This window comes from Shinella sp. (assembly GCF_035998705.1).
Taxonomy (GTDB): domain Bacteria; phylum Pseudomonadota; class Alphaproteobacteria; order Rhizobiales; family Rhizobiaceae; genus Shinella.
Genome location: NZ_DASYHH010000033.1, coordinates 62458 through 79347 on the forward strand (window position 1 = coordinate 62458; position 16890 = coordinate 79347).

General features: G+C 63.6%; 15 protein-coding genes and 3 tRNA genes. 2 read left to right on the forward strand and 16 right to left on the reverse strand.

Going from position 1 to position 16890, the window contains the following annotated elements; genetic code table 11:
• Positions 1–42: 42 nt before the first annotated feature.
• The 5 genes from VGN93_RS28540 to VGN93_RS28560 all read right to left on the reverse strand — a co-directional run bounded on the left by VGN93_RS28540 (position 43) and on the right by VGN93_RS28560 (position 2262).
• Positions 43–648: an NADH-quinone oxidoreductase subunit C gene (locus tag VGN93_RS28540; protein WP_327510300.1), complete on the reverse strand. Its 606-nt coding sequence runs from the start codon at positions 646–648 to the stop codon at positions 43–45.
• Positions 649–666: 18 nt separating this feature from the next.
• Complete coding sequence (locus VGN93_RS28545; RefSeq protein WP_134652285.1) at positions 667–1242, reverse strand: NuoB/complex I 20 kDa subunit family protein; 576 nt, start codon at positions 1240–1242, stop codon at positions 667–669.
• Positions 1233–1598, reverse strand: a complete 366-nt coding sequence (locus VGN93_RS28550) for an NADH-quinone oxidoreductase subunit A (protein WP_119258712.1) — start codon at positions 1596–1598, stop codon at positions 1233–1235. Before VGN93_RS28550 ends, VGN93_RS28545 begins: the two co-directional genes overlap by 10 nt.
• A gap of 466 nt (positions 1599–2064) precedes the next feature.
• Positions 2065–2141: transfer RNA gene (locus VGN93_RS28555), tRNA-Asp, on the reverse strand.
• Between the two features lie 44 nt (positions 2142–2185).
• Positions 2186–2262: transfer RNA gene (locus VGN93_RS28560), tRNA-Asp, on the reverse strand.
• 243 nt (positions 2263–2505) lie between these two features.
• On the opposite strand from VGN93_RS28560, the gene VGN93_RS28565 reads away from it, so the two are divergent.
• Positions 2506–2581, forward strand: a tRNA-Val gene (locus VGN93_RS28565).
• An 87-nt stretch (positions 2582–2668) separates the two neighbouring features.
• On the opposite strand, the gene VGN93_RS28570 is transcribed toward VGN93_RS28565, so the two are convergent.
• From VGN93_RS28570 to VGN93_RS28600, 7 genes are all read right to left on the reverse strand, one after another.
• Positions 2669–3865 (reverse strand): glycosyltransferase family 4 protein, encoded by a 1197-nt coding sequence (locus VGN93_RS28570; RefSeq protein WP_327510301.1) that lies wholly within the window; start codon positions 3863–3865, stop codon positions 2669–2671.
• A 93-nt stretch (positions 3866–3958) separates the two neighbouring features.
• Entirely contained in the window at positions 3959–5218 is a 1260-nt protein-coding gene (locus VGN93_RS28575) for a polysaccharide biosynthesis/export family protein (protein ID WP_327510302.1), read from the reverse strand.
• A gap of 13 nt (positions 5219–5231) precedes the next feature.
• On the reverse strand, positions 5232–7403 hold the full coding sequence (locus VGN93_RS28580; protein ID WP_327510303.1) for a polysaccharide biosynthesis tyrosine autokinase: 2172 nt from the start codon (positions 7401–7403) through the stop codon (positions 5232–5234).
• Between the two features lie 26 nt (positions 7404–7429).
• A complete protein-coding gene (locus VGN93_RS28585; protein ID WP_319311823.1) occupies positions 7430–8230 on the reverse strand; it encodes a response regulator transcription factor in 801 nt (266 codons plus the stop codon).
• Between the two features lie 89 nt (positions 8231–8319).
• Entirely contained in the window at positions 8320–8973 is a 654-nt protein-coding gene (locus VGN93_RS28590) for a PIG-L deacetylase family protein (protein WP_327510304.1), read from the reverse strand.
• Positions 8970–9782 carry a sugar phosphate nucleotidyltransferase gene (locus VGN93_RS28595; RefSeq protein WP_319311819.1) on the reverse strand — a complete coding sequence of 271 codons (813 nt, stop codon included), beginning with the start codon at positions 9780–9782 and terminating at the stop codon, positions 8970–8972. Before VGN93_RS28595 ends, VGN93_RS28590 begins: the two co-directional genes overlap by 4 nt.
• On the reverse strand, positions 9779–11074 hold the full coding sequence (locus tag VGN93_RS28600; RefSeq protein WP_327510305.1) for a class I SAM-dependent methyltransferase: 1296 nt from the start codon (positions 11072–11074) through the stop codon (positions 9779–9781). The genes VGN93_RS28595 and VGN93_RS28600 overlap by 4 nt, the downstream gene beginning before the upstream one ends.
• Positions 11075–11330: 256 nt before the next feature.
• Here VGN93_RS28600 and rfbC point away from each other — a divergent pair, with 256 nt between their 5' ends.
• The gene (gene rfbC, locus VGN93_RS28605; RefSeq protein WP_327510306.1) at positions 11331–11864 is read left to right on the forward strand and encodes a dTDP-4-dehydrorhamnose 3,5-epimerase; all 534 of its coding nucleotides are present in this window, start codon (positions 11331–11333) and stop codon (positions 11862–11864) included.
• Here the strand turns inward: rfbC and VGN93_RS28610 are convergent.
• The 4 genes from VGN93_RS28610 to VGN93_RS28625 all read right to left on the reverse strand — a co-directional run bounded on the left by VGN93_RS28610 (position 11855) and on the right by VGN93_RS28625 (position 16577).
• Complete coding sequence (locus VGN93_RS28610; RefSeq protein ID WP_327510307.1) at positions 11855–13183, reverse strand: DUF4910 domain-containing protein; 1329 nt, start codon at positions 13181–13183, stop codon at positions 11855–11857. The genes rfbC and VGN93_RS28610 overlap by 10 nt on opposite strands.
• Before the next feature lie 9 nt (positions 13184–13192).
• Positions 13193–14263 (reverse strand): SDR family oxidoreductase, encoded by a 1071-nt coding sequence (locus VGN93_RS28615; protein ID WP_327510308.1) that lies wholly within the window; start codon positions 14261–14263, stop codon positions 13193–13195.
• Positions 14264–14394: 131 nt separating this feature from the next.
• Positions 14395–15765, reverse strand: a complete 1371-nt coding sequence (locus VGN93_RS28620; RefSeq protein ID WP_327510310.1) for a glutamate-1-semialdehyde 2,1-aminomutase — start codon at positions 15763–15765, stop codon at positions 14395–14397.
• Positions 15766–15917: 152 nt separating this feature from the next.
• Positions 15918–16577 (reverse strand): response regulator transcription factor, encoded by a 660-nt coding sequence (locus VGN93_RS28625; RefSeq protein WP_327510311.1) that lies wholly within the window; start codon positions 16575–16577, stop codon positions 15918–15920.
• Between the last annotated feature and the right edge of the window lie 313 nt (positions 16578–16890).

The window sequence follows — 16890 nt, forward strand, 5'->3', positions numbered from 1 at the left end:
GCTCCAGAGGCCGGCGCCCTTGCGGGGTCGCCTGACCCAAAATCAGTTCTGCTTCGCCTTCTCGTCGCCCGGCAGCACGTAATCGGTGCCTTCCCAGGGAGAGAGAAAATCGAAGTTGCGGAATTCCTGCTTCAGTTCGACGGGCTCGTACACGACGCGCTTGACCTCGTCGTCGTAACGCACCTCCACGAAGCCGGTGGTCGGGAAATCCTTGCGCAGCGGATGGCCCTCGAAGCCGTAGTCGGTGAGGATGCGGCGCAGGTCCGGGTGGCCGGTGAAGAGGATGCCGTACATGTCGTAGGCTTCGCGCTCGAACCAGTCTGCCCCCGGATAGACCGGGAAAGCGGAGGGAACGGGCACGTCCTCGCCGGTCGCGACCTTGACGCGGATGCGCTGGTTCTGGCGTGGCGACAAGAGGTGGTAGACCACGTCGAAGCGCTCGGCGCGCGCCGGCCAGTCGACGCCGCAGACATCGATGAGATTGACGAACCCGCACTGCACGTCGTCGCGCAGGAAGGTCAGAAGATCGAGGACGCGTGCCGCGTCCGTCTTCAGGGTGAGTTCGCCATAGGCGATATCCGAAGAGGCGACGAGACCGCCTGCCGCTTCGCCGATATAGGAGGACAGCTCCTGGAGGGCTTCGCTCATGTCTAAAGTCCCCTGCCCTTATCGCTCGATCGTACCGGTCCGGCGGATCTTCTTCTGCAGCAGCAGCACGCCGTAGAGGAGCGCTTCCGCCGTGGGAGGACAGCCTGGTACGTAGATGTCGACCGGCACCACGCGGTCACAGCCGCGCACCACCGAATAGGAATAATGATAGTAGCCGCCGCCGTTCGCGCAGGAGCCCATCGAGATGACGTAACGCGGCTCCGGCATCTGGTCGTAGACCTTGCGGAGCGCGGGCGCCATCTTGTTGGTCAGCGTGCCGGCGACGATCATGACGTCGGACTGGCGCGGGGAAGCGCGCGGCGCGAAGCCGAAACGCTCGACGTCGTAACGCGGCATGGACAACTGCATCATCTCGACTGCACAGCAGGCGAGACCGAAGGTCATCCACATCAGCGAGCCGGTACGGGCCCAGGTGATGAGTTCGTCCGTCGAGGTGACGAGAAAACCCTTGTCGGCGAGTTCGTTGTTGATCTCGCCGAAGAAGGCATCGTTGCTGCCGATGGGCTTGCCGGTCGAGGGATCGATGATCCCCTTCGGCTGCGGCGCGACGAGCGTGTTGGATGCTACTCCCATTCGAGTGCTCCCTTCTTCCATTCGTAGATGAAGCCGATGGTCAGGACACCGAGGAAGACCATCATCGACCAGAAGCCGAACCAGCCCATGTCGCCGAAGGAGACGGCCCAGGGAAAGAGGAAGGCCACTTCGAGGTCGAAGATGATGAAGAGGATCGACACCAGGTAGAAGCGGATGTCGAATTTCATGCGCGCATCGTCGAACGCATTGAAGCCGCACTCGTAAGCGGAAAGCTTTTCCGAATCGGGGGCCTTGTATGCGACGGCAAAGGGCGCGACCAGCAGTGCAATGCCGATCACGAGCGCAATACCGATGAAGATGGCGATCGGGATATAGGAACCGAGAAGTTCAGTCATTGGCGTCCATCCTGCCTGCTGCTGGCGCCGGGAAGACGCCTGTTGGTCGATGACCTGCAAGCCGAGAAAGTATGTTGCAACGCCACGTCGTTAGCGCAGTGAGAGCAACCGCGCAAGGCTTTGTCCGGCTTTCGCCGCAATCATTGTGCTGTTTTCCCGACCGCCCGGAAAGGCCGGCAGCAAAGCCATTTAAATCGTTACGATTTCGTGTCGCGCGGCATTCGGGGCGTTTCGCCGCAGGTGCGAAGGGAAATGCCTCCATGCGCCCTCCCCACCCCGGATTGGTATCGGGATGGAGGATCGCAATCGCACCAAACGACTGCCTGAGGTGCGGCAATCTGCACCAGGCCACCGAAGCCGGTTTATTCCTTGAGGACCACGCGGCGAATCGCATCATCGACGTACCGGAGAGACATCACGTGCCGCTTGAACAAACGGCACCAGATATATGAAGGAGAAGGGAAAATGGCGCGAGTGACGGGGCTCGAACCCGCGACCTCCGGCGTGACAGGCCGGCACTCTAACCGACTGAGCTACACCCGCGCATTGTGACCTTGCGGTCCCGACTGTTTCGTCCGGCCTTTCGATGGCGCGAGTGACGGGGCTCGAACCCGCGACCTCCGGCGTGACAGGCCGGCACTCTAACCAACTGAGCTACACCCGCATCCTCGAAAGCAACCGGATGGCGAACCACCCGTCCCGAGCGGCCTGCGCCGTTCGATGAGCGGCTAACTAAGGGGTTCGCCTGTGGGTGTCAAGCAGGTTTCACGACAAAAGAATGACGCGCCCTGAAATGTTTCCACACCCTTCTCTATCGCCGTGGAGACATTCAAAAAATGCAAAAAACTTTTCGATTGCCTCTTGCGGTTTGATCCGGTTCCGCATAGATCACGGCCACCAACGCGGCGGGCGATTAGCTCAGTTGGTAGAGCGCCTCGTTTACACCGAGGATGTCGGCGGTTCGAGTCCGTCATCGCCCACCATCTTTCTTCCCAAGATTTCCCTGTTTCGCGCGTTATTTCAACGCGCTCGCCGCGCGTCCGACACGGATGCCGGCCGCAAGCCGCAGGTCAGAAGCGCTCCCGCACCACCCGCAGCCAGTTCTTCAGGGGCTGCGGCAGGAAGGTGCGCAGGCCGGGGCGCAGGCCCGGCGGCAGCGACCAGCCGTCCATGGCAAGGGGAGCGGCCAGTGCCGGCGGGTTTGCCTGGATATCGCGCAGCACCGAGGCGTAATGCGCCGCCATGCGGTCCACGGTGAAAGCGCCGGCAACCTTGCGCCGCGCGCCGATGGAAAGCGCGTGCAACCGCGCGCGGTCCTTGTCCAGGCTGCAGATCAGGCCTGCGGCCTTCGCCGGGTCGCCGACCGGGAACAGCAGGCCGTCCCTCCCGTCCTCGACGATCATGTCGGTCACGCCACGCAGCGCCGAGGCGATCGGCACGCATCCGGCGGCCATGGCCTCCACCAGCGCCATTGGCAGCCCCTCATAGCGCGACGGCATGAGGAAGACATCGTGGGCCGCCAGCAGGTCCGGCACCGCATTCGCCGCGACGGCGCCGGCATAGGCGATCCTCGGCGCCATGCCGGGCATGGCGGCCTTCAGCCGCGCAAGATCCGGACCGTCGCCGGCAATGGTCAGGGTCACCGAAGCCGGCAGCCGGGCAAGGATTTCCGGCAGCCACAAGACACCCTTCGAGGCATCCTCGATTCGTCCGAGGAACAGCAGCCGCAGCCCCTCCCCGATCGGCCGTGGCAGCCGGTCTGCCTGGGGGTAGGCATCCGTCGAGATGGCATTGGCGATGACGGCGGTGCGCTCGGCCGGGAAATGATGGCGCTTCACCAGATCGTCGCGGCAGCGTCGCGAGACGCAGACGGTGGCGTGGACATGCGGCCGGATCGCGTGGGCGGCCGCGTAGGTGCCGGGCGTGATGTTGTGCACGACCATCAGGCGCAGGATTTTTGGCGAGAGATAACGCACGATATTGGTCTGTACCCGGTCGCTGAGCACGTTGACGATGACCCCGTCGAACCCTTCCGCGACAATGGCCTCTTCAAGCTGCCGTGCGGCCCCTTTCCCCTCGCCCTCAAGCGTTTCGACGAGCGTGCCGAAGGCGGCTTCGCGCTCCAGTCCGGCCGGAATGCTCCAGCCGCCGTGGGAAAGGCCGAGCCAGCGCAGGTCGATGCCGTGCGGCGCAAGGCCGCCGCGCAGGTGCCGGAACACGGTGTAGGTGCCGCCCATATGCGGCAGAACGAAATAGGCGATCTTCATGGTCGGCCCCTCGATGCCCATTGTCCAGACGGATCGACGCTGGAAAAGCCAGTTATTGGAAAACCGCCCCGGCTTTCGCAGGAGGGAAATACCCTAGCGCTGTACGACGACGTCGCCCTCCTCCAGGGCAAGGCTGACCCGCAGGATATCGCCCGCCATCACCGGATCGGTCTGGCCGACCTCGACTTCTTTATATTGGCCGTCGAGCAGCCGGATGGCGGAAAAGCGGAAGGCGGCCTGCCGGCTGCCGTCCTTCTTTTGCATTGCGATGCCGGCCTCGGCCATGGCCTGAACGCTGTAGGTCATCTTGCGGCGAAGGCGCAGGATGTCGATGTTCACCTCGCGCAGTTCCGCCGCGACGTCCCCGCGTCGCTGTCCGCGCATGGAGACCAGGCGGCCGTCGATCGCGGTCAGGTTCTGGCGGGCGCGGGCGAGGAAGGAGCCGAATTCCAGCACGTCGCGGTTGGTCGCGGATATTTCGCGCTGCTTCTCGCGAAGCTGGGTCTTGGACGTGATTCCGCGATCCACCATGGTGCGGGCCTGTTTCACGTCCTCGTCCAGAAGCGCGAGTTCACCGTCGCGCAGCTTGCCGCTGCGCTCCAGCGTGTCGATCTCCTCGACATAACTTTTCTTCTGGACTTCCAGGCTTTCGAGCTCGGTGGCGAGCGTCGCGCGGCGAAGCTCGAACAGCGTGCGCTCGGACTGCACGACCTGCTGGACGATGCGCGGATCGGGCGTGCCGAGCTCTTCGCGGGCCACATAGCTGAAGTCCCGTTCGTTCAGTTCCGCTTCCAGGCGCGCCCGCTTCACATCCTGTGCCAGAAGCTGCATGCCGAGATCGGCATAGTCCTGCCGCAGGCCGGCGAGCTGCATGCCAGCATTATCTCCCTGCGCCAGCGTCTCCTTCTGCCCGCCACCGAGCGCGAAAAGCTCCAGCGCGATCATGCCGGGACGGAACTCGTAGCGGCCGGGCCTCTGGACCTCGCCGACGATGAAGACCGGCGCATAGGCTTCCACCACCACCGCCACGGAAAGATTGGCTATATGCACCTTCAGCCCTGTGTCGATCGCTTCGCGAATCTCGTCGATGCTCCTGCCGGTGACCGAGATGTTGCCGAGCAGCGGGTAGCCGATCGTGCCGTCCGTGCCGATGGGAAAGGACCCGCTCAATCCGAGGTCCCCGTAAACCGTGATGCGCAGGACGTCACCGCGGGCCAGCCTGTAGCGCTGATCCTCGGCGCCGGCCGCCGCAAACGCCTGGGCGAGGAACAGCAGGCAGGCCAATAGCGCCAGGCAGAGGATACCTGGCAGGGGCCGATGCGCTTTTGGTGAGAGGGCGTGGACTTCTGTCATGACGTTTCAAGCCTCACATCCCGACGATCGACGGCTTGTCGATGGGGGGTTCGCTGCGTTTTGCGGCCTCCGCCGCGGGGCGACGGTGATCGGCGACGAGGGACACGACATTGCGGCGGCTCGCCGGGCTGTTGATGACGAGCCCACCGACCACGATGCCGGCCGTCTTCAAGGTGCGCAGCGCCCGAACCGTGCACACGGGATCGCTGCCGGCCGGAACGACGAGCACCGTCGTATCCGCAAGCGAGGAGACGAGCAGTGCGCTGGAACCGTTCGACAGCGCCGTCGAATCGACGATCACCACGTCGTAGGTCTGGCGGAGCGTGCAGAGGAGCCGCGCAAAACCCTTGTGGCCGAGAATATGCTCGGCGGGCACCTCCACCCTGCCGGCGCAGACCAGGTCGAGGCCGGACGCCCCGTCGCGGCGGACGAGTTCGTCGACCGGCACGTCCTCGGATGCAGCAACCGTATCGACCGTGCGCAGCGGCAGGACGCTGAATTCATCGGCAATGCCCGGGGCCGCGAGATTCGCATCCACGATGACGGTGCGCAGCCCCGTGGCGGCCAGCGAGCGGGCGAGACAGGACGCGACGAACGTCTTGCCCTCGCCGGGGGCGGCCGACGTCACCGAAATCACCAGCACGTTTCCCGACCGGGCGGAAAGCCGCAAGCGGCCCTGCACGTCGGCCACGGCATTGGCGAGCGGCGAGCGGCTGTTGCGGATCATCTCCGCGACATTGGAGCGCTGCTGCGCCGAAAGCTCCGGGATGCGGCCGATGACGGGGCTCCCGAGGTTGCTTTCGGCCGGATCGGGGCGACGCCGGAAGCTCGCGCGCAACTCCAGGAGAAGGGTCAGAAACGCCCCGCCGCCCAGGCCGAACATCAGCCCTCCCAGCATCCAGGCCGAAAGATCCGGGCTCGACGGCGTGCCGGACGGCATGGCGCGCGAAATGATGCGCGCCTCGGCCATGGCGATGCCGTCCTGTTCGATCGTCTGCTTGTAGCGCGTCAGGTAGCTCTCGTAGATCGCCCGGTTCGCGCTCGCCTCGCGGTCAAGCTGGTCGGCCTGGACGATCGATTCGTTTGCCGTCGACATTTCGGTCTGGAGCTGTTTCAGGCTGGCCTCCAGGCCGGATTGCTGGCGCCGGGTGACCTCGATCTCGTTGCGCAGGCTGCCGACGATCTGGTCCACCTCGACGTCGATCTGCGCCTGGATCGTCGCGAGCTGCGATTTCAGGTCGGGGATCTGCGGGTTCTTCACCGCGCCGCTTTCGCTGATGGCCGCAAGCAGGCGCTTGAGGCGCGCTTCCTCGGTGCGCAACTGCTGGATCGCAGGGGAATTCAGGACCTCAGACAGGGAGAGACCGCCCTTTCCTTCCGACGCGTCGATCGCGGTGGCAAGCCGCGCGACCGAGCCTGCAAGCTGGGCTCTGAGCCGCGCCAGCTCGCCATTCAGCCCGGCGATCTGCTGGGACAGCAAGGTCGTGCCGTTCGATTTGACGATGCCGGATTTTTCGCGGAACGAGGTCGCCGTGTGCTCCGAGCGCTCCAGGTCGCTGCGCAGGCTGACGAGGCGCGTGCCGAGCCAGTCGCTGACGCGCCGGGTTGCCGTGGTCTGGAGATCGACCTGATAATTAATGTAGGTTTCCGCATAGGCGTTGGCGACGTCGGCCGTGAACTGCGGCTCCGTGCCGCTGAAGGCGATGTAGATCGTATAGGAGCGGCCGTCATTCGTGACGCGCACGGCGGAGGTCAGCTTGTCGATGAGGACGCGCCGGTCGACGATCGCGCGGGCCGCGTGGCCGGGCGAGGCCTGGGCGGTGCCGCTTTCTGCGGCCAGGACAAAACCTTTGACGACATCGATGCCCGCCGCCTGCAGATGGGCCAGGACCCGTTCCGCCATCGAGCGGGAGGAGATGATATCGACCTCGGTGCGCAGTACCGGGCTTTCCTGCGGCAACGACGAGATGACGGATTCGGTCGGCAGGGCCTGGAACTTGCGCGCGTCGAGCGCCAGCACCGCCTCGGCGCGATAGCGGGACGGTTGATCCTTGTAGCTGACGACGGCGCCCCCCAGGCCTGCGGCAACGCAGAAGAGGATCAACCACCGTCGCTCCACGATGGCCGAAAACACCCTCGGAATGGCGGGCTCCTCCGGGCCGGCCTGATTTTCGGACCAGATCATGGCGGACTTCCTGTTGTGGAACGGGCCTATGCCCTGCTGTTATGAAGCGTCTCGTCCGACAGGATTTCGCCCACCTTGCAGGCGACTTCCGTACGGTTGGTGGCGCCGAGCTTCTTCATGATGTTGCGAATGTGCACTTTCACCGTGCTCTCGCAGAGATTGAGTTCGCGGGCGATCATCTTGTTGGCTTTGCCGCGGCGCAGCGCCTCGGCGACGGCGGCCTGGCGCACCGTGAAGGCGGAGCCGCAGATCTTGCGCGAGGCGTAGCTGCCGAGCAGGCCGCGCATCGCCAGGACGCTGCTTGCCGGCACGAACTGCCCGCCGGCGATGGCAAGCCCGATCGCCTCGATGCAGACGTCGATATCGACCGTGCTTGGAATGAGCCCGTGCACGCCGAGGTCGATGACCTGCAAGACGTGTTCGATGTCCTGATTGTCCGAAAGGACGACGACGGGCACCGGCTCCAGCGTCGTCACGAGCTGGGTGATCTCGTCGCGAAGCCCGGGATCGGTGACGCTGTTGCTGCCGATGTTGAGAAGTGCGGCGCGCAGCGTGCCGAGCGCGCCCTTGCGCTGCTGCCAGCTCGTCAGGCCCGAAAAGGTGAAGATGCTGATGCCGATCTGGTGGGAATCGAGGCTGTTGGCCAGACATTCGCGATCAAGGTTACGCTTGTCGAAGATCGCGACATAATCGTTCACGGCATATCGCTGCGACTGCCTTTCCATCTGGTCCCGGAAGTCGACACGAATGTCGCTGCTGGTCAGTCCTGCAGTCCGGAAAATATCAATCGATTCCCTGTCGGAATCCATCTCGTCGTCTCTTACCATGATACCCCTCACTAGATTCCTGGTCAAAATTACGAGTCTGTGCCTGCATCCGCATCCAAGATAAAACCACGAAGATCCGCGCCGCTTTGTTACGCAAGGGCCATCTTGCGCACCGTGAAGGCCTCCGCGAAGAGCGAGGGCGAACGGCATTCCATTCCACGCATTCGGGCCAAGCCCCGAAAGACATCCGCATGAAACCAGTCCTTGGACCTCTGCGTGACGAAGTGCTCCATGAGCAGGTCGATCTTGCGATCGATCACGCCGGGCAACAGGGGTACGTAGGCATTGCGTTCCGTGATGTCCCCGTCCCATTTCGGGATCTCATATTCTAAGACGAAGTGGTCCCTGAATATATTCATTGTTAACTTATTTAGCTCTCGGTGATCTTGGTGAGCGTCACGCCGACTATGGGTAAAAATGACGTCCGGCTCTACCTTTTCGCGTAAATCCAGCAGGAAAGCCTTGATCTCCCGGCTCTGGCTCGGGAAGTAGCTGTCCTCGAAGTTGCAGACCTCGACCGTGGCCGAGGCAGCCCCTTCGAGGAAGGCGGCCGCCGACCGTCGCGTCTCGGCCGCGCGCTCCGCGGTCGCACTCATGACGCACCAATGGACCTCCAGCTTCACGTCCGCGGCGATCAGCCCGAGGATCGTGCCGCCGGCGCCGATCTCGATATCGTCGGCATGGGCGCCCAGGCAGAGGATGCGCAACCGGTGGCCGGCAGACGCCATGGGCAGCGCTTTCATGACCGGCCCGCCACGCGAAGGTTCGAGACGCGCTCGCCCGGAACCTGCCGGACCCACGGCATCTCGCCGCGTTCGACCATTTCCTCGAGCATCTGCCAGTCGCGCAGCGTATCCATCGAGCGCCAGAAGCCCTCGTGTTTGTAAGCCATCAGCATGTCGTCCTCGATCAGCCGCAGGAAAGGTTCGAGCACCAGTTCCTCGCCTTCCCGCATGTAGTCGAAGATCTCGCGGCGCATCAGGAAGTAGCCGCCGTTGATCCAGATTTCGGACGTCTCCGACGAGCGGAACTCGCGCACCCGTCCGGTCTCGTCGATATCGGCGATGTGGTAGGTCAGCGGCGGGCGCACGGCCAGGAAGCAGGCGATCTTGCCGCTTTCCTCGAAGCGGGCCACCATGTCGTCGAGATCGACGTCGGTGAGGCCGTCGCTGTAGTTTGCGAGGAACATGCGCTCGCCCTTCACCTGCTCGCGCACCGCCCAGAGGCGTTCGCCGATATTGCGCCAGATGCCGGTGTCGATCAGCGCGATGCGCCATTGCTGCTGCGCGTCGCCCAGAAGCTCCACCCTGCCCTCGCCGGACACGATGCAGTCCGAAAAGGTCTGCGGCCGGCAGTTCAGGAAGAAGTCCTTGATGACGTTCGACTTGTAGCCGAGGCACAGGGTGAAATCGTCGTGGCCGTAGGAGGCGTAATATTGCATGACGTGGCGCAGGATCGGCTGCGCGCCGAGCGGGATCATCGGCTTGGGTATGCTTTCCGAATAGTCCCGGATGCGCGTGCCACGGCCGCCGCAGAAAAGCACCACCTTCATGACAGGACCTCCAGCGGATCGATGACACTGGCTTCGGGGATCGGGACGATGAACTTCGCCCCCCATTCGCCGACATGGCGCATCTGGCCGATGATTTCGCCCTTCAGGTTCCAGGGCAGGATGAGGATGTAGTCCGGCCGGTGCGTATCGATCGCCTCGACGGGCAGGATGGGTATGTGCATGCCCGGCGTGTAGCGGCCGTGTTTGTAGGGATTACGATCGACCGTGAAATCGAGGAAATCCGGGCCGATGCCGCAATAGTTCAAGAGCGTATTGCCCTTGCCCGGTGCACCGTAGCCGCAGATGCGGCCGCCGCGCTCCTTCACGCTGATGAGGTAGTAGAGCAGGTTGCGCTTGGCCTGCCGCGCCCGCACGGAAAAGGACGTATAGGCCTCCACGCCATGCAGGCCGGCGCGGCGCTCCTGCCCCAGCACGGCGGCGACGTTCGGGCTGATTACCCCGCAGCGCCCGGCATGGCCGAGATAGACCCGCAGCGAGCCGCCATGGGTCGGCAGTTCCTCGACGTCGAAGATCTCCAGGCCGTGCACCCTTGCGGCGACCTGCACCGTGAACAGCGAAAAATACGAGAAATGCTCGTGGTAGATCTGGTCGAACTGGTTTTCCGCAATCAGCGTGGCGACATGCGGGAATTCGATCGTCACGACGCCCTGCGGCTTCAGGATGCGCTGCATGCCCGCCAGGAAGTCGTTGATGTCGGGCACCTGCGCCAGCACGTTGTTGGCGACGATCAGGTCCGCCTTCTGACCGGCCGCGACCATCTCGCCGGCAAGGCGCTTGCCGAAGAAGGCGACCCGCGTCGGTATGCCCCTGGCGATCGCGGCATCGGCGACGTTTCTCGCCGGCTCGACGCCGAGCACGGGAATGTCGCGCGCCACGAAATGCTGGAGGAGGTAACCGTCGTTGCTTGCAAGCTCCACGACGAAGCTGTGTGCGTCGAGGGCGAAGCGGTCGATCACCTCTTCGCAATAGCGCTCCGCATGCGCCACCCAGCTGGTGGAGTAGGACGAGAAGTAGGCATACTCCTCAAAGATGCTTTCCCGGCTGACGAACTCCTCCAGCTGGACGAGCAGGCAGGCCTCGCAGACCCGCGCATGCAGCGGATAATAGGCCTCCATCAGGCCGAGTTCGCTTTCCTGCCGGAAGCTTTCGCATGGCGGCGACATGCCGAGGTCGACGACGGTGTGTTTCAGGGTCGCGCCGCACAGCCGGCAAGCGGGCCGCAGCGACAAATTATGCGAATTCGAGAGCGAATGGCCGGCCTGCAAGTTCATGGCAACGCCTCCAACAGGGATTTTCGGTCCTCGAGCCCTCGGGACCGTTTCTCGACGTGGTGGCAGAGTAAGCGCGGCATAAAAAGCCGACGATACTACCATAGGAACATTCTACCCTGACCGAAAGGCGTAGCACTCTGAAACGCGTGTAAGCGAACCTTAACCAAACCTAAACCGCACGCACCGGCCTACCCCGGAAACCCCACTTGGCAGGCCGTCCGCATCGGGCAGGATGGCGCCGAAAAGGGAGAATTTCATGCTCTTCACCAGGACCGATCTTGACGGCGTCTGGCTGATCGAAGCCCGCCCCGTCGGCGACGAGCGGGGTTCCTTCGCCCGAACCTTCTGCACCGACGAGATGGAGCACCACGCGCTCGAAACCCGTTTCGTCCAGCACAGCCTTTCCCGCTCGACGCAAAAACACACGCTTCGCGGCCTGCATTTCCAGAAGGAGCCGCACCAGGAGGTGAAGCTGGTATCGTGCCTTACGGGCGCGATCTGGGACGTGGCGGTCGACCTGCGCCCGCAATCGCCCACCTACGGCCGCTGGACGGCGGCGGAACTGAGTGCGGACAACATGCGCCAGCTCTACATTCCACAAGGCTTTGCCCACGGCTTCCTGTCGCTGACGGAGGACGCGGCGGTCGGCTACCTCATCTCGACACGCTACGCGCCCGAGGCGGCCTCCGGCGCCCGCTACGACGATCCCGCTTTCGCGATCGGCTGGCCGGCGAAACCGGCCGTGATCTCGGACAAGGACAGGGCCTGGCCGCTCCTAAATCATGTCTGACGGTTAACAGAATTCTCCACCTCACCGAGTAGACCGCATTGCCGCAGCCGCCCGGCCGCATGGGCGATATCCGCGAACGGCAGGCCGGAGCGGCGGGCGATGTCGAGTAGCGAATAGCTGCCATCCGCGAGATTCAACACCCAGAGATAGGCCATGGTGATGTCGGAGGTCGTCTTGTGGCCGCCCGTCGCCGAATAAAGCCCCCGCCGCCCGAGTTGCGGCTCGCCCTTCGGCGAGAGGTTGAGCGGCACCCAGTCCGTTTCGAGTATGTCGATGATATCCGTGATCATCCGGAAGGAGGATGCGAGGTGCTCCGACCGTACGAAATCCAGATTGTCGGCGGAGGTATGATATTCGGGGAAGGTGCCGAAAGCGCTGCGCTGGAGCAGACCGACCGGCAGATCGAAGCCCGGCGAGCAGAATTGCCGCTCGTCATAACCGTACGGGCTGAAATCGAGCATCGTCACCTTTCGTCCGGCACAACGCACGCTTTCCATGACCCGGTCGATCGTCGCATCGCCGCGGCGGCTGCGCTTGTAGACCGGCCCGCCGCCGTCGCCGATGCAGGAGACGACGAGGCCGTGGTCGATGCGGGCAAGCCCGTCCTCGTTGGCGGCAAGCCAGCAGAGCGCCCCGATCGTGCCGGGCGCGAAGAGGAAACGATAGCTGTAGCGGTTTTGCCGCCCGGCGAGCCTCCTTGCGAGGAGGGTCAGCACGGCGAGGCCGGAACAATTGTCATTGGCAAGCGAGGGATGGCAGATATGGGCGGTGAGCAGCACCTCGCGCTCCGTCGTGCCCGGCAGGAAGATCTCGCCATAGGTGAGCGAACCGTCGGCGAGCGTGGTGTCGATGAGGACGTCGTAGTCCCCCTCCTCCAGCGCCAGATAGTCGCGATGGCGCATGCAGAAACCCCAGTCCCGGCTGTAATAGCTGGTTCTGTAGGGGATCAGGTCGGGCTGGTCCGGCAGCGTGTGGAGATGCGCCCGCAGTTCCGACAGCGGCATGCGGCGGGCAATCGGCTCGCTGTAGCTGACGAGGTGCAGGTTGGATTGGGCAAAGTCCACCACGACCCTGCCGCTTGCCGTGCGGATATGAGCGTTTCGAACGGTCCATTCCTGCGGCGCCGTCCAGTCGAAGGCGGGCGTGCCGGAAGGCACTTCCCGCACCTCGATGTCGATGTGCTCCGACAGGATCGCGAGCGTCTCGCGAACCCCGTCGCCGGTGATGCTGCGGCAGATCGGAAAAAGCCGGGAGACCAGGGCATGGAGTTCGCCGCCGATATCGGCCGCACCTTCGTCGGTTCGCGCAATCCCGTCCATCGCCGATCCTCAGGCACGCACTTCCCGCAAATCCGCGACGCTCTCGACCGTCGGCTGCCAGCGCAGGCTCTCGTCGATCGTGTTGCTGCGCAGCAGTTCGCGGACATGGCTGATGCGCTGGTAGCGCGGCCCTTCGAATTCACGCATGGTAAGCCCGCCGCTGCGATAGGCGGCATGGAGCTGGCGCGCGCCCGCAACCACGTCCCATTTCGGGCGGAAGGCCGGCAGAGCCCGTTCGATCTTGCCGAAATCGACACGATAGGAGCGCGGGTCCGGTCCCGCCTCGCTGGCATAGTCCAGCAGGCAGCCCGGCACGGTCTGGGCCACCACGTCGGCGATGTCGCGGATGCGGTAGTTATGCGCTGTCTGGCCGACATTGAAGGCCTGGTTGAAGACGACCTCCCTTGGCGCCCCCAGCGCCGCCAGGAACGCCGCGGAAATATCCTCGACATGCACGATCGGCCGCCAGGGCGTGCCGTCCGACTTCAGCAGGATGAGGTTTTGGGTGACCGCCCAGGCGACGAGATTGTTCAGCACGATATCGAAGCGCAGCATGGGCGACAGGCCGTAGGCCGTCGCCGGCCGCAGGAAGACGGGGCAGAAGTCGCGATCCGCAAGCGCGCCGATATCCATCTCCGCCCGCACCTTGGAAATACCATAGGCCGAGACCGGGTTGAGCGGCGCATCCTCGTTGACGAGACCGTCACCGGCAAGGCCGTAATTGCTGCACGAGGAGGCGAAGAGAAAGCGGGCGACCCCCGCCTTCCTTGCCGCGCGTGCTACCCGCACGCTGCCTTTGTGGTTGATATCGTAGGTGACGTCCGGATCGAGATTGCTCAGCGGATCGTTCGAAAGCGCCGCCAGATGGATGACCGCGTCGAAACCTTCGAGGTCCTTGGCCGTGATGTCGCGCACGTCCTTCAGGACCGAGGGAACCTCGGTCATCGGCCCGCCGGGCGCATAGGAGCAGCGCCGGTAGAGCCGGCTGTCATAGCCGTGCACGTCATGCCCCGCCTGCAAGAGGATGGGCACCATGACGGCGCCGATATAGCCCTGGTGTCCCGTCACAAGCACCTTCATATCCGGATCTCCCCATCGTGTTTGTAAAGGGATGCTAAGACGGTGCGCAGCGGAGCACGATTGATGACAAAGACGGCGCTGCGCACCGGAAGGAGGCACTGGGTTGCAAAGCCTACTTCTTTTGGACAGGGTCAGGCGATCCTGGCCGCCGCAACCGGCTCCCCGGCACCGGACACACTGTTGTAACGACGGAAGACGACGTCGGACGGACGCCCGACGAGATAGTTCTCGATGCCGTGTTCGAGGGCCAGGCGGTAGACGCCGAGCGCAGCGTCGAAGGCCGCGATGGTCTGGTCTATCTCCTCGTCGCCATGGGTGTAGCTCACCACCAGCGACGGCGCGAGCACCCCGCGGCGGATGGTCTCCTGCAGCAACAGCGTCCGGAAGGCCTGCGAGGGCGTACCCTCCGGCCCGCGCGTGGCATAGGACAGGCAGGCGGGGTGCCCCGCGACGGAGACGAAGCGCTGGAGGCCGTGATGCATGATCGCCTGCTCGATGCCGGCCTTCAGCCGCAGCCCCTGGCGGCGCAGGCGCGCGATGACCGGCTCTTCCGCATAGACATGCATCGTCGCGATCGCCGCCGCCATGGCGTGGGTTTCGGCACCGTGGGTGGTCGACAGCAGGAAGACGCGCGGTCTTGCCACCTGCTCGATGCCGCCGAGTTCCATGAACTCCCGCCGCCCGGCAAGCGCCGATATGGCGAAACCGTTGCCGAGCGCCTTGCCGAAGCAGGAGAGGTCCGGCCGCAGGCCGTAATATTCCTGCGCGCCGCCCCTCGCCCAGCGAAAGCCGGTGATCATCTCGTCGAGAATGAACAGCGCGCCGTTCTGGTGGCAGAGTTCCTGGAGGGCATGGAGGTAACCCTCCGCCGGATCGTCACCGCGCGAGGCTTCCAGGATGAAGGCGGCGATCCTGCCCGGATGGCGGGCGAACAGGTCGCGTGCGTCGTCGAGATCGTTGTAGCGAAAGCCGAGCGTCAGGTCGCGCACCGCCTCGGGAATGCCGGCATTCATCTCCGTCGTGCCGATGAACCAGTCGTCGGTGGAAAAGAACGGATGGTCCTGGCAGCGCGCGATATAATCCCGGCCCGTCGCCGCCCGCGCGAGGCGAACCGCCGCCGAGGTCGCATCCGAGCCGTCCTTGCAGAATTTCACCATGTCCGCGCCGGGGATCATCTGAAGGAAGGCCGAGGCGCACTCGACCTCGATGCTCGCAGGCCGGGTGAAATTGCAGCCGAGTCCCAATTGGCGCGCGACGGCGTCGATGACGGGGGGATAGGCATGGCCGAGGCCGACCGCGCGGTTGCCCATGCCGTATTCGATATAGGCGTTTCCATCGACGTCGAAGACGTGGCAGCCATGGCCTCTGACGATGAAGCCGGGGGAAAGCACCGGATACTGGTCATCCCCCTTGGCATAGGTGTGGGCACCGCCGGGGATGACCCAATGGGCACGCCGGCGAAGCCTGTCCGAATTCACGAAGTCCTGAATGAACGCGTCCATGGAACTCTCCCGTTCGGTCCTTCGATGCACTATCGGCGCTTCAGCGCCGGGTGCATCCGCACTCTTGGGGGAAAGCGACCTGACCGAAAGGCGTAGGACCAATCGACATTCAGTTCAGGCCGGCTGGACTGAATGTCGATTGGTCCCAGGGCTCAGTCGAACAGTTCGTTCAGCTTGAAGATCACTTCCGTTCGGTTGCGCACCTTCAGCTTCTTCATGATGTTGCGGATATGAACCTTGACCGTGCTTTCCTGCAGGTCGAGTTCGTAGGCAATGATCTTGTTGGCCTTGCCGAGCTTGAGCATCGCGATGACGTCCTCTTCCCGGTAGGTGAATATCTCGGCGCGCTTGCGCTCCTGCTGGTCGGCGACGGACATCAGCCGGCGCAGTTCCGGCAGGCTTTCGGTGGAGATGAAGATACCACCCGAAAGCGCCAGCGAGATCGCCTTGACGCAGACGGCGATGCCGACGGCCGAGGGAATGAAGCCCCTGACGCCGAGTTCGAGCGCGGTCAGCACCTGCCGCAGGTCGTGGCTGTCCGAAAGGATGATGACCGGCAGATCCGGGAAGCGCGTGAGAAGCGTTCGGATCTCCTCCTCGATGTGCGGCTCGGTGACGTCGTGGCTGCCGACATTGATCAGCACGCCGCTCGATGCCTCGGCATATTTCGCCATCCAAGTTTCTATCGAGTTGAAAAGCACGATCGTCATTTCGAGACCGTGCGATACCAGGCTTTGCGAAAGGCATTCCCGGTCGAGGGCGCGTTCATCGATGATATCGAGGACCCGCGTCGTTCCGAATGTACTCTTCACCGGATTGGCTGACCTGAAAGCTGTCGACCGGGCCATGCCATTCGAAGGCTTCCGGTAATTCCACCCATTTATTCCTGCGATTTCGGCCACAGCAAAATTCTCCGTACTGTACGATTTACCTTTAGAGAACTGTCCCCTGCCAATTAAGCGCCAACCAACCAAAACAACTTCCGGTGCAAAAACATCGGAAGACGCCGGGCAAAACAACAATGGTTTTCGGCAAGCGCCCCTTTAATTAGTTTTAATTTATATCAAAAAAGCAGCCGAGAACAGATTCGGAAAATACGTAAGACCAAGGGTTTGCAATCGCGCC

Excerpts from the sequence above, each read along its gene's own strand:
- VGN93_RS28540 (WP_327510300.1), bottom strand. The coding sequence starts at position 648 with ATGAGCGAAGCCCTCCAGGAGCTGTCCTCCTATATCGGCGAAGCGGCA.
- VGN93_RS28545 (WP_134652285.1), bottom strand. The coding sequence starts at position 1,242 with ATGGGAGTAGCATCCAACACGCTCGTCGCGCCGCAGCCGAAGGGGATC.
- VGN93_RS28550 (WP_119258712.1), bottom strand. The coding sequence starts at position 1,598 with ATGACTGAACTTCTCGGTTCCTATATCCCGATCGCCATCTTCATCGGT.
- VGN93_RS28570 (WP_327510301.1), bottom strand. The coding sequence starts at position 3,865 with ATGAAGATCGCCTATTTCGTTCTGCCGCATATGGGCGGCACCTACACC.
- VGN93_RS28575 (WP_327510302.1), bottom strand. The coding sequence starts at position 5,218 with ATGACAGAAGTCCACGCCCTCTCACCAAAAGCGCATCGGCCCCTGCCA.
- VGN93_RS28580 (WP_327510303.1), bottom strand. The coding sequence starts at position 7,403 with ATGATCTGGTCCGAAAATCAGGCCGGCCCGGAGGAGCCCGCCATTCCG.
- VGN93_RS28585 (WP_319311823.1), bottom strand. The coding sequence starts at position 8,230 with ATGGTAAGAGACGACGAGATGGATTCCGACAGGGAATCGATTGATATT.
- VGN93_RS28590 (WP_327510304.1), bottom strand. The coding sequence starts at position 8,973 with ATGAAAGCGCTGCCCATGGCGTCTGCCGGCCACCGGTTGCGCATCCTC.
- VGN93_RS28595 (WP_319311819.1), bottom strand. The coding sequence starts at position 9,782 with ATGAAGGTGGTGCTTTTCTGCGGCGGCCGTGGCACGCGCATCCGGGAC.
- VGN93_RS28600 (WP_327510305.1), bottom strand. The coding sequence starts at position 11,074 with ATGAACTTGCAGGCCGGCCATTCGCTCTCGAATTCGCATAATTTGTCG.
- rfbC (WP_327510306.1), top strand. The coding sequence starts at position 11,331 with ATGCTCTTCACCAGGACCGATCTTGACGGCGTCTGGCTGATCGAAGCC.
- VGN93_RS28610 (WP_327510307.1), bottom strand. The coding sequence starts at position 13,183 with ATGGACGGGATTGCGCGAACCGACGAAGGTGCGGCCGATATCGGCGGC.
- VGN93_RS28615 (WP_327510308.1), bottom strand. The coding sequence starts at position 14,263 with ATGAAGGTGCTTGTGACGGGACACCAGGGCTATATCGGCGCCGTCATG.
- VGN93_RS28620 (WP_327510310.1), bottom strand. The coding sequence starts at position 15,765 with ATGGACGCGTTCATTCAGGACTTCGTGAATTCGGACAGGCTTCGCCGG.